The following is an 11,421-nucleotide window of genomic DNA, read 5'->3' as shown; positions in this document are numbered from 1 at the left end:
TGCCCCGGGACGCCGCCTGCGTGGCACCCGACGGGCAGCGGCGCGCGCCGATGCCAGGTCTCCGGCAGTTTCCATTCGGCGGCGGCCAGGGCATCGGGCAGCGGATTGTAGTGCTGCAGGCTGGCGCCGATGCCGGCGTTGGCCAGGGCCGTCCACACGGAGAACTGGGCGATGCCGCTGGCCTGTTCCGACCAGATGGGGAAGTTGTCGGCGTAGGCGGGATACTTGTCCTGCAGGCCGGCGACGACGTGCCGATCCTCGTAGAACAGCACGGTGCCGGCGCCGGCCGCGAAGCTGTTGATCTTGCCTTCGGTGGCGGCGAAGGCGTCGGCCGGAACGATCTGCCGCAGCGCCTGCATGACGAAGCCCCAGAACTTGTCGCTCTCGGCGCCGAACAGGATCACCGCGCGCGAACTCTGCGAGTTGAAGGCGGAGGGCGACAGCTTGACCGCTTCCTGGATCAGCGCGGTGACCTGGTCCTGGGCCAGTGGCAGGTTCTTGCCCAGCGCGTACTGGCTGCGACGGCGCTTGATGGTGTCGATAAAGGCGTTGCTCATCGGAAGGCTCCTGCAAGGGAATCGGAGATCGGGAGACCGCGCGCCAGGGCGCAAGGTGCCCGATCCAGCATGAAACCCCTGCAGCTTAACCAGCCCCGCTCAGGCCAACGGACGAAAAAACCGAACGCTAGCAGCGAATTTTCCTATCGATCGCCGCGGCCGCTCAGGGCTTGCCCTGGATGACGCCGGCATCGAAGGCATTGACCTGCTGCTTGAAGGCCGCGTTGTTGACGGGCTGCGCCAGGTTGCCGGTGGCGCTGACGCCACCGCTGGAGACCCCGCCCCGACTGGCCGCCGGTGCGGCGCCAGCCGCGGGCTTGGGCGCCTGGTTGCCGCCGGCGCGGCCCTCGATGGCCTGCTGGGCCTTCTTGGTCAGCACGATGATGTCGATGCGACGGTTGACCGGATTGAGCGGATGCTCGCGATCGAAGGGTGCCGAAGAGGCATAGCCGACAATCCGCGCCACCTGGTCTTCCGGATAGCCACCGGCGACCAGCGCCCGACGCGCGGCGTTGGCGCGACCGGCGGACAACTCCCAGTTGCTGAAGTCGCCCTTGCCGTTGTAGCGCGCCGCGTCGGTATGGCCGCTGATGCTGATCTTGTTCGGCACCTGGCGGATGGTGTCGGCCATGGCCAGCAGAATGTCCTCGAAATAGGACTTCAGCCGCGGGCTGCCGGAATCGAACATCGGCCGGTTGTCGGCATCGACGATCTGGATGCGCAGGCCGTCCTGGGTGATCTCCAGCAGGATCTGGTCCTTGAATTTCTGCAATTCCGGATTCTGCTCGATCTTGTTCTGCAGCTCCTGCAGCAGCAGCTCCAGGCGTTCCTTGTCGACCTGCTCGGCGATCTTTTCCGCCTGGCTCGGATCCATCTTGGCCTGGCTGGCATCCTTCTGCTGCTGGGCCGCGTCGTTGGGCTGGCGCTTGTCGGACTGATCGGGTGCCTGGGTGGGATCGGGCGCGACGCGGTTGGAATCGTTGGGATCGGCGCGCTCCTGCATGTCCGGATTGACCTTGTTCTGGGTCGAATCCGGCTGCGCCTGGATCTCGGGATTCAGGGTGCGGTCAGGCGCCGGCGTCGGCGTGCCGCCCAGGTCGATGACATAGGGGCTGGCACTTTCGGTGAAGCCGATCGGATCCTGGAAGTAGCCGGCGATGGCCTTCTTCTGCTCCGGGGTGGCCGAGGACATCAGCCAGAGCACCAGGAAGAACGCCATCATGGCGGTGGCGAAGTCGGCGAAGGCGATCTTCCAGGCGCCGCCGTGGTGGCCGGCGGCGCTCTTCTTGATGCGCTTGACGATGATCGGCTGGTTGTTGTCCATCAGCTGCCCCGCATGGCCTGCTCGAGCTCACTGAAGGACGGCCGGTGCGCCGGGAACAGCACCTTGCGGCCGAACTCCACGGCGACGGTGGGCGGCATGCCGCTGGCCGCGGCGACCAGGCAGGCCTTGATGGCCTCCAGCACATTGAGTTCTTCCTTGGCGTCGTGCTCCAGACAGGTGGCCAGGGGACCGAAGAAGCCGTAGGCGGCGAGAATACCGAGGAAGGTACCCACCAGGGCGGCGCCCACGTGGCCACCGATGGCCGCCTGGTCACCCTCGCCGAGCATGCCCATGGTGATCACGATACCCAGTACCGCGGCGACGATGCCGAAGCCGGGCAGGCCGTCGGCGACCCGCGATACCGCGTGGGACGGATGCTCCAGCTCTTCCTTGATGCCGGCCAGCTCCATGTCGAACAGGCCTTCCAGCTCGTGAGGGGCCATGTTGCCGGAGGACATCAGCCGCAGGTAGTCGGCGACGTAGGCGGTCATCCGCTCATCCTTGAGGATGTTCGGGTACTTGCTGAAGATCGGACTGGCCTTGGGATCCTCGACGTCCGCCTCGATGGACATCATGCCCTCGCGCCGGCTCTTGTTGAGGATCTCGTAGAGCAGCTTGAGCACGTCCAGGTAGAAGGCGTGGGTGAAGCGATTGCCAAACATCTTCAGCGACTTCTTGAACACCTGCATGAAGGTGCTGCCCGGGTTGGCCTGCAAGAAGGCCCCCAGGGCGGCACCGCCGATGATCAGGACCTCGAGCGGCTGGATGATCGCAGCGATCTTGCCATGCGCGAGGATGTAGCCGCCGAGGACAGCCGCGAATATCACGATGATGCCGATGATTTTTGCCATGGTTGGGAATACTGTGTGCTAAGGAAAATTGAGCCGGGGATCTGCCCTCACGTCCCCTTTATCGGACCTGGCGCCCCGGACTGAAGGCCTTTCATCAAATTTCAAGGCGACCGTCGTATGTCCAGCCGCCCGAACACCGTCGAAGACTGGGTCAAACACCTGGAAGGCGTGCGCCTGCCGGTAGCCACCGCCAGCGCGGAGCGCCTGCGCCGCGCCCTGGCCGATGGCCGTCTGGCGTTGCATGAGATCGCCGAACGGCTCTGCGAGTCACCCCCCCTGGCGCTGGCCCTGTTGCGCGAGGCCAATCGCGGCCATGCCAGCCTCGGCGATCCGGCCGCCAGTCTGGAAGCCGTGCTCGGCCGCGTCGGTCTCGGGCCGGCGGAGTACCTGATCGCCCGCCAGCCGACTCTGTCCGAGGAGCGCCTGCCGCGTCCGCTGCGGCAGCTGTGCCTGGTCAGCCAGCACGCCATGACCCTCGGGCTGGGCCTGTTCGGCGTCCCCCTGGCGCGGCTGTGGCCGGACATCCGCCTGGCCGCCCTGCTCTTTCTGGCGCCGCTCTGGCCGCTGGCGACCCGCTATCCGGAACTCTTCGAGGAATGGGAGCGGCGGGTGCTGGGCGAAGGCGAACCGGCGCTCAGGGTCGAGCGCGAATTGCTCGGCGTGCCGGCGATTCGCCTGTGCCAGGCGCTGGCCCGTCACTGGCAGCTGCCCGAGTGGATCGTGGAAGGCTATCGCCTGCTGGACCAGGATCGCCGGCAGTTGGTCAGGGCGCTGCACATCGCCCATGGCAACGATCCCCTCGAACAGCAGCAGCGCCTCGACGACGACCCCAATCTGCGGCGCTGGCTGACCCATCCCGGCAACACCATCCTGCTGGCCAACGGTCTGGCGCTGGCCAGCCACCAAGCCTGGGACGGCCCCCACACCCTGCGCTGGCAGCGTTTCAGCGCCCTTTATCTGCAACTGCCGCTGGCGCGGGTGCAGAGTCGCAGCCACGAACTGGCGGTGCAGGATGCCCAGCGCCATGCGCGGCCCGGCCTCTGGCACCCGGCCGAGGGCCTGGTCTGGCCACCGGGCGAACGGCGCCTCAAACCGGTGCCCCGGGTGCAGGTCGCCAACGAAAGTCAGGCACAGCGCTGGCGCGGACTCTGCGAGCAGCTGCTGCACACGCCCAGCGCCTTCGCCACCCTGCCCCAGCTGTTCGATTGCGCTCGCCAGGCGCTGGTGGCCTGCGGTCTGCCGCGGCTGCTGCTGTTGACCCCGGATCGCAACGGTCAGAAGGGCAATGTCCAGCTGCACCATGGCCTGGACGACGCCCCCGGTCTGCAACTGGACATCGCCAGCCACCCGCTGCTGGCCAAGTTGTTCGGCAGCCCCGGCCAGTTGCGCATCGATGACGACAACCGGGCGCGCTTCGCGCCGCACCTGCCCGCCGATCTGCGCCGGCTGTTCAGCAACGAGCGGCTCTGGCTGCGCAGTCTGGGCTTTGGCGAACGGGTGGTGCTGGTGGCGATCCTGGACAGCGAACTGCAGCCGGCAGACCCGCGGCGCAGCGCTGCGCTGGACAAGACCTTCACCTGCATCGAGCGCGCCATCGGCACCTTTGCCAACCGTCCGCGGGCACGACCGACCTGACGCTGGCCGGTCAACCTCGGTACACTTCACCTTTGCTACGGACCGACGGGAAATCCGCGATGCCCTTTTCCGCCCTGCCCCTGGTGATCGAACCGGCCGATCTCGCGGCGCGCCTGGATGCGCCCGAACTCATCCTGGTGGATCTCTGCAGCGCCGCCCACTATGCCGAGGGTCATCTGCCCGGCGCGCGCCATGTCGCACCCGCGCGCACCCAGCTGGGCAGCAAGCCGGCGCCCGGCCTGCTGCCGGCCCAGGCGGACCTGGAACAGCTGTTCGGCGAACTGGGGCAACGCGAAGAAGCCGTCTACGTCGTGTATGACGATGAAGGCGGCGGCTGGGCCGGACGCTTCATCTGGCTGCTGGACGTCATCGGGCACGGCCACTATCACTACCTCAACGGCGGGCGCCAGGGCTGGATCGCCGCCGGCCTGCCGCTGAGCACCGCGGTCCCTGCCGCGGCCGGGGCGCCGGTCGCCCTGACCCTGCACGAAGAGCCCACCGCCAGCCGCGCCTATCTGCAGAGCCGGCTGGGCGCCGAGGACCTGACCATCTGGGACGCCCGGGGCGCCGATGAATACCGCGGCGAGAAGGTGCTGACCGCCCGTGGCGGGCACATCCCCGGGGCGATCAACTTCGAATGGACCGCCGGTATGGATCGCGAGCGCCAGCTGCGCATCCGCGAGGACCTGGCCACCGAACTGGAGCGCCTGGGCATCACCCGCGACAAGGAAATCATCACCCACTGCCAGACCCATCACCGATCCGGCTTCACCTACCTCGCGGCCAAGGCCCTGGGCTACCCGCGTGTCAAAGCCTATGCCGGCTCCTGGGGCGAATGGGGCAACCACCCCGACACCCCGATCGAATGATTGCCAAGGACCTCTCATGAAACTGCAAGACCGTCTGTTCATCCTCGCCCAGCACCTGCTGCCGCACCATCTGCTGTCGCGGCTGATCGGTGGCTTCGCCGAGTGCCGGGCGCCCTGGTTCAAGAATCTGCTGACCCGCTGGTTCGTCCGTCACTATGACGTCGACATGCGCCAGGCCCAGGTGGAAGACCCTACCGCCTACGAGAACTTCAACGCCTTCTTCACCCGCGCCCTGAAGCCCGGCGCCCGTCCGCTGCCGGCCGCAGCGGACGCGGTGGTCAGCCCGAGCGACGGCGCCATCAGCCAGCTCGGCCGCATCGAGCATGGCCGCATCTTCCAGGCCAAGGGCCACAGCTACAGCCTGCTGGAGCTGCTCGGCGGCGACGGCCTGCGCGCCGCGCCCTTCATGGGCGGTCATTTCGCCACCATCTACCTGTCGCCCAAGGACTACCACCGGGTGCACATGCCGCTCACCGGCACCCTGAAGGAGATGGTCTATGTGCCCGGGCGCATCTTCTCGGTCAATCAGCTCACCGCCGAGAACGTGCCTGAGCTGTTCGCCCGCAACGAGCGGGTGGTGTGCATCTTCGACACCGCCGTGGGGCCCATGGCGGTCATCCTGGTCGGCGCCATGATCGTCGCCAGCATCGAGACGGTCTGGGCCGGTCTGGTCACGCCGCCCAAGCGCGAACTCAAGCGCTTCGCCTACGACGAGGCCGCGCGCGCGCCCATCACTCTGCGCACCGGCGACGAGCTGGGCCGCTTCAAGCTGGGCTCCACCGCCATCGTGCTGTTCGGCCCGGAAGCGGTGAACTGGTCCGCTGAACTCGGCGCCTTGTCCACCGTCAACATGGGGCAACTGCTGGGGGTTCCGACCACGCCAGCCCCCTTGACCACCGTTTCCGAGCCAGGGCCTCTCGCCTAGATGCGCGGTTTATTGCCCATCGAAACAGGAGTGTGCGCGGCCAATGGATAGCAAAAGGCCACAGCTCATGTTGCGGGTACCGACGCCCGATCAGCGCAGCCTGACGTTTTGTGACGCCACCCCGGCCGGCCTCAAGCGCTGGCTGGAGCAATTGCCGCGGGCCAAGCTGGGCGAATTCGCCCGGCTGCTCTACCAGGGTCTGCTGGAACTCAATCGGCTGATCCTGACGCCGGAAGCGCGTCTGCGCCTGCTCGAATCCCTGCGCCCGGACGTGCAGCGGGTCTGTCAGCTGCTCGAACGCCATGTGCTCAACCAGGCCATCGTGCTCGACGAGCGTTCGCGCAAGGTGGCCAATCTCTGCCAGGCCCTGCAGAACCTGCTGGCGGCCGGCTACAAGCTGATCGTGGTCGAGGAAAGCGACCGTGGCGAACGCAGCACGCTGCTGGCGACCGCCATCCAGCGTGCCCTGCGCGCCCTGCTCGGGCCGCTGATCCGCGCCGCCCAGCTCTACACCCCGGTGCACGACAACCTCTGGCTGGAGCTGCACCAGCTCTATCGGCTGGCGGTGACCACCGGCCTGCACACCCAGAAGATTCGCGATGAACTGCTGCCCGGCGACGGCAGCCAGACCATCACCCAGGCCTATGGCGCCGCCCTGCTGTTCGGCGCCGCGCGCTGCAACCAGTTGCGCCAGAGCCACATCGCCCAGCTGACCTTGCACCTGGACGACTGGGCCAGCCTGATCCGCCTGCAAGGCCCCGAGCAGAACGGCACCCTGATGGTGGTGGCGCCGCAGATCGACGCCCCGCCACGCTATCGCTCGCTGTTGCGCGAGGCCAATCTCAACGGTCTTCTCGGTCTCGCGCCGCAGCAGCTGGTACAGGCCATCGAGGACTACCTGGCGCTGGCCCCGGAACAGCGGCCGCGGGCGCGCCTGCCGGTGCATGGCGATCTGTCCCTGGATCTGCTGCAACACCTGGTGGGGGCCTGGGGCCAGGAGGCGGATCGCGCCTTCCAGCGCATGCCCGGCCAGGGTCAGGTGCAGGTCTGCATCGGCATGAGTGCCCTGCACTACCAGCTCGCGGGTGGCCAGGTGTTCGCCGACACCCTGCGCCTGTCGGCTGCGGTCGTGCCGGACGCCTTTGCGCCCAAGCCCAAGGACGACGTCTGGTCGCTGGCCTTCGATGCCGACACCCAGGCACCCGACGCCCTGGACTGGAGCGCCGAGAACCTGGAAGAGATCCACTACGACGTCCTGCCCGGTGACGGCGAGGCGGCCAGTCCGGCCTTTCCGATCCATGCGGTGCAGGTGGTCAACCACAGTCCGGGCGGCTATTGCCTGAGCTGGAGTGGCGAGGTGCCCGAGCAACTGCAGGCCGGCGAATTGCTTGGCGTGCGCCTGCCCGAGGATCACAACTGGGGCCCGGCGGTGGTGCGCTGGGTCCGCCAGGTGCCCGGCAGCGGGACCCAGATGGGCGTCGAACTGCTGGCGCCCACCGCGCGCCCCTGTGGGCTGCAGCTGCTGCGCAAGGCCGAGCAGAACAGTCAGTACCTGCGTGCCCTGCTGCTGCCGGAGATCAAGGCCATCGACCAGGCGCCGACGCTGATCGCACCGCGACTGCCCTTCCAGGAAGGCAGCAAGGTGCAGATCAACCAGCAGGGCAACGAGCAGCGCGGCATGCTCGACCGGCGGCGCAGCATGACGGTCAGCTTCAGCGTCTTCGAATATCACCTGCTGGAGCAGAGCGGTACGCAGCCCAGCGGCGGATCCACGGGCGGCGGCGCGCGTCAGGAAGAAGACTTTGACTCGCTGTGGAAGTCTCTGTAGCTTCGATAAATCATCGTTATCGCCAGGGCGCGAATAGACCATGGCCGCCGAACACAGCGCGATCCGCCTGTTACTGCTCGAAGCATCGCAGAACGAGGCGGAACGCCTGGTCAGCCTGTTCCGCAATGCCGGACGGGCGACACGGGCCCAGCGCCTGGCCGACCCCGCGGGTCTCGACGAACTGCTGTCCCAGTCCTGGGACCTCGCCATCCTCGCCCCACCCTCGCCGGAACTCGACAGCCTGGCCGCCCTGCGCCAGTTGCGCCGCCGCATCCCCCAGCTCGCCGTCATCCAGCGAGTGGCGCCGGACGATCCCGCGGCGGTGCTCGAGGCCCTGCGCCTCGGCGCCCGCGACGGCATCGCCAGTGACCACGACGAACACCTGCTGCTGGCCAGTCTGCGCGAACTCGGCAACCTGGCCGAGCGCCACGAACGCCGGCGCCTGGAACAGGCCCTGGCCGAGGCCGAGCAACGCTGCCAGCTGCTGCTGGCCAACGCCGTGGAAGCGGTCGCCTATGTCCACGACGGCCTACATATCCACGTCAACTCGGCCTATGTGGAGCTGCTGGGCTATCCGTCCGCGGACGACCTGGAAATCACGCCGCTGATGGACCTCATCGCCGCCGCCGACCAGCCGGCGCTGCGCGAGGCCTTTCGCCAGTTGCGCGACGATCCCCGCCCCCTCGAACTGGACTGCCGCTGCGTCCGCCAGGACGGCAGCACCCTCGGCGTAACCCTGGGCCTGACGCCAGCCATCTATCTCGACGAACCCTGCGTGCAGCTGCACCTGCGCGAGGAACGCGCGGCCCCGGCCGCCGAGGCCCTCGAGGAACAGCTGCGCGAGGTGCGCTTCCAGGACATCCTGACCGGCCTGCTCAATCGCAGCCGCATGCTCGAATTGCTCGAGGACGCCCTCGAACGCGCCCGGCTCGGCGCCCCGGCCAGCTTCGCCTACCTGAGCATCGACCGCTATCCGACCCTGCTGGCCGAGCTGGGCATAGGCGCCATGGACGAATTGCTGGTGGTCCTGGCCGAGCGCCTGCGCGAACACTTCGGCACCCTGGTGACCCTGTCGCGTTTCGCCGACGACGCCTTTACCGCCCTCCTGCCACAGGCGGCCGATGCCAGCCTGGACAGTGCCTTCGAGCGCCTGCTCGGCCGCCAGGAGCGCCAGCCGCTGACCCTGGCCGGGCGCACCCTGGCCATCAGCTATTCCATCGGCGTGGTCAGCCTGGACAGCCAGGCCAAGAGCGCCGGCGACCTGGTGGACCGTGCGCATCGCTCCGCGCGCCAGGTCGCCCAGCGCGGCGGCAATGCCTGCAAACGCTACGACCCCCAGGAAGAGCTGGCCGCCGCCGCCAATCGCGGCAATCTGGTGGCCATGGTCAAGCAGGCCCTGCAGCAGAACGGCTTCCGCCTGCTGTTCCAGCCGGTGATCGGCCTGCGCGGCGGCAGCCACGAGTACTACGAGGCGCTGCTGCGCCTGATCAATCCCCAGGGTGAGGAGGTCTCACCGGCCGAATTCGCCCGCACCGCCCGCGACAGCGGCCTGAGCGGCCAGATTGATCGCTGGGTGATCCACCAGGCCATGCGCCAGCTCGGCGAGCACCGCGCCCGCGGCCATGGCACGCGCATCTTCGTGCATCTTTCGGGGGCGACCCTGGGCGATCTGGAGTTGTTGCCCTGGCTGCGGGAAACCCTGCAGGCGCAGCAGCTGGACGCCGAGGCGGTGATCTTCCAGCTCAGCGAAGAAGACCTGCTGGCCCAGCCGGAGCAGGCCCTGGCCATGGCGCAGCGGCTGCGGCGCCAGGGACATCCGGTCACCCTGAGCGGTTTTGCCGCCGGCGATCCGCCGCTGGCGGCGCTGCGCCTGCTGGTACCGGATTACGTCAAGCTGTCGGGCAAGCTGATCAAGGACCTGGCGCAACCGGACCACCAGGAGCGCCTCAAGGCCCTGGTCGCCGAACTCAGCGCGCAGAACGTCCAGACCATCGCTCCCTTCGTCGAGAGCGCCAGCGTGCTGGCCCAGTTGTGGCAGGTCGGGGTGCACTTCATCCAGGGCTACTATCTGCAGGAGCCCAGTCAGGCGATGGACTACGAATTCCATCCCGAGCACTAGGGCTCGGGAGGCTCGCAGCGCGCGGACTCAACCACGGGTATGGCGATCTTCCACACCGAGCAGATAGAGCACGCCATCCAGGCCCAGCACGCTCACCGACTGGCGGGCGGACTGGCGCACCAGCGGCTTGGCGCGAAAGGCCACGCCCAGACCGGCCAGGGCCAGCATCGGCAGGTCGTTGGCGCCATCGCCCACGGCGATGGTCTGCTCCAGCGTCAGGCCTTCACGGCTGGCCAGTTCCTGCAGCAGATCGGCCTTGCGCTGGGCATCGACGATGGGCTCGACGGCGCGACCGGTCAGCTTGCCGTCGACGATCTCCAGTTCGTTGGCATAGACGTAGTCGATGCCCAGCCGCGCCTGCACCTGGCGGGCGAAATAGGTGAAGCCGCCGGAAAGGATGGCGGTCTTGTAGCCCAGCCGCTTCAGCTCGGCGAACAGCCGCTCGGCCCCCTCGGTCAGGCGCAGCCCGGCACCGATGTCTTCCAGCACTTCCTCGGACAGGCCCTGCAGCAGCGCCATGCGCTCGGTGAAGCTGGCGCGGAAGTCGATCTCGCCGCGCATGGCGCGCTCGGTGATGGCCGCGACCCGCTCGCCGATACCGGCGGCCTTGGCCAGCTCGTCGATGACCTCGGCCTGGATCAGGGTGCTGTCCATGTCGAACACCGCCAGCCGGCGATGCTGACGCTGCAGCTCATCCGGCTGCCAGCCGATGTCGGCCTGGCCTTCCTGGGCCAGCGCCAGCAGGCCCGCGCGCAGCGCCTGGGGTTCGTGCGGCTCGCCGGTCACGCGCAGCTCCAGGGCGGCCCGTTCGGTCGCGCCCGGCTCGCTCAGGGCGCGGATGGCATGGATGTTCAGGCCCTGCTCGCGGCACAGCGCGGCCAGGCGGGTCAGCGGCAGATCGGCCAGGGTGCGGCCCATCAGCGTCAGGACATGGGCTTCGCCGGTGTCCGGCGCCGGCTGCGCCAGGGGCGCCACCTGCAGCCCCAGGGCCTGCAGCGCCTGCCCCAGCGCCGCGCCGGCACTCGCCGGACTGACCAGCAGGGTCACTGCGGCACTGTTGTCCAGACCCTGCTGCTGCAGCGATTCCAGCCGGGCCCCGGCCGCGGCCAGGGCGCCGGTGAGAGCCGCCAACCAGTCGGCGGGCAGGATGCCCACGGCCTGGAGTCCGATAACGTCTTGCATGGCGATACCCTCGCGGAAAAGCGCGCAGTCTACCCTTTCGCCTCGGCGGTGCCGAGCCGTGGGCACCGGCTGGCGGAGTGAGTCCACCGCCGGCCTCTTTTGCGGGCGAAGCCCTGTATTCGCCGTTTTCG

At 68.2% G+C, this 11,421-nt stretch carries 9 protein-coding genes; 5 read left to right on the top strand and 4 right to left on the bottom strand.

Going from position 1 to position 11,421, the window contains the following annotated elements; genetic code table 11:
• From QMX82_RS08425 to motA, 3 genes are all read right to left on the bottom strand, one after another.
• Window positions 1-557: nitroreductase family protein (locus QMX82_RS08425; protein WP_282282285.1), on the bottom strand; the 557-nt coding region annotated here is incomplete at its 3' end.
• A gap of 163 nt (window positions 558-720) precedes the next feature.
• A complete protein-coding gene (locus QMX82_RS08420; RefSeq protein ID WP_282282283.1) occupies window positions 721-1,881 on the bottom strand; it encodes a flagellar motor protein MotB in 1,161 nt (386 codons plus the stop codon).
• Window positions 1,881-2,732 carry a flagellar motor stator protein MotA gene (motA, locus tag QMX82_RS08415; protein ID WP_017642892.1) on the bottom strand — a complete coding sequence of 284 codons (852 nt, stop codon included), beginning with the start codon at window positions 2,730-2,732 and terminating at the stop codon, window positions 1,881-1,883. Before motA ends, QMX82_RS08420 begins: the two co-directional genes overlap by 1 nt.
• A gap of 117 nt (window positions 2,733-2,849) precedes the next feature.
• On the opposite strand from motA, the gene QMX82_RS08410 reads away from it, so the two are divergent.
• The 5 genes from QMX82_RS08410 (at window position 2,850) to QMX82_RS08390 (ending at window position 10,108) form a co-directional block, all read left to right on the top strand.
• Window positions 2,850-4,367 (top strand): HDOD domain-containing protein, encoded by a 1,518-nt coding sequence (locus QMX82_RS08410; RefSeq protein WP_282282276.1) that lies wholly within the window; start codon window positions 2,850-2,852, stop codon window positions 4,365-4,367.
• Between the two features lie 59 nt (window positions 4,368-4,426).
• Entirely contained in the window at window positions 4,427-5,236 is an 810-nt protein-coding gene (locus QMX82_RS08405) for a rhodanese-like domain-containing protein (RefSeq protein WP_208692992.1), read from the top strand.
• Window positions 5,237-5,252: 16 nt separating this feature from the next.
• The gene (gene asd, locus QMX82_RS08400) at window positions 5,253-6,161 is read left to right on the top strand and encodes an archaetidylserine decarboxylase (RefSeq protein ID WP_208692993.1); all 909 of its coding nucleotides are present in this window, start codon (window positions 5,253-5,255) and stop codon (window positions 6,159-6,161) included.
• A gap of 67 nt (window positions 6,162-6,228) precedes the next feature.
• The gene (locus QMX82_RS08395; RefSeq protein WP_282282269.1) at window positions 6,229-7,989 is read left to right on the top strand and encodes a molecular chaperone; all 1,761 of its coding nucleotides are present in this window, start codon (window positions 6,229-6,231) and stop codon (window positions 7,987-7,989) included.
• 40 nt (window positions 7,990-8,029) lie between these two features.
• Entirely contained in the window at window positions 8,030-10,108 is a 2,079-nt protein-coding gene (locus QMX82_RS08390; protein ID WP_208692995.1) for a GGDEF/EAL domain-containing response regulator, read from the top strand.
• A 27-nt stretch (window positions 10,109-10,135) separates the two neighbouring features.
• On the opposite strand, the gene serB is transcribed toward QMX82_RS08390, so the two are convergent.
• On the bottom strand, window positions 10,136-11,290 hold the full coding sequence (gene serB, locus QMX82_RS08385; RefSeq protein WP_282282268.1) for a phosphoserine phosphatase SerB: 1,155 nt from the start codon (window positions 11,288-11,290) through the stop codon (window positions 10,136-10,138).
• Window positions 11,291-11,421: the final 131 nt, after the last annotated feature.

This window comes from Pseudomonas sp. PS02302 (genome assembly GCF_029959585.1).
In the GTDB taxonomy this organism is placed as follows: domain Bacteria; phylum Pseudomonadota; class Gammaproteobacteria; order Pseudomonadales; family Pseudomonadaceae; genus Chryseomonas; species Chryseomonas aestiva.
The sequence above is the reverse complement of the archived record's forward strand: the minus strand, read 5'-3'. Positions and strand labels throughout refer to the sequence as shown.

What these genes read in the sequence shown, in the direction of transcription:
- QMX82_RS08390 (WP_208692995.1), top strand. Translation starts at nt 8,030, where the DNA reads ATGGCCGCCGAACACAGCGCGATCCGCCTGTTACTGCTCGAAGCATCG.
- QMX82_RS08405 (WP_208692992.1), top strand. Translation starts at nt 4,427, where the DNA reads ATGCCCTTTTCCGCCCTGCCCCTGGTGATCGAACCGGCCGATCTCGCG.
- QMX82_RS08420 (WP_282282283.1), bottom strand. Translation starts at nt 1,881, where the DNA reads ATGGACAACAACCAGCCGATCATCGTCAAGCGCATCAAGAAGAGCGCC.
- asd (WP_208692993.1), top strand. Translation starts at nt 5,253, where the DNA reads ATGAAACTGCAAGACCGTCTGTTCATCCTCGCCCAGCACCTGCTGCCG.
- QMX82_RS08410 (WP_282282276.1), top strand. Translation starts at nt 2,850, where the DNA reads ATGTCCAGCCGCCCGAACACCGTCGAAGACTGGGTCAAACACCTGGAA.
- serB (WP_282282268.1), bottom strand. Translation starts at nt 11,290, where the DNA reads ATGCAAGACGTTATCGGACTCCAGGCCGTGGGCATCCTGCCCGCCGAC.
- QMX82_RS08395 (WP_282282269.1), top strand. Translation starts at nt 6,229, where the DNA reads ATGTTGCGGGTACCGACGCCCGATCAGCGCAGCCTGACGTTTTGTGAC.
- motA (WP_017642892.1), bottom strand. Translation starts at nt 2,732, where the DNA reads ATGGCAAAAATCATCGGCATCATCGTGATATTCGCGGCTGTCCTCGGC.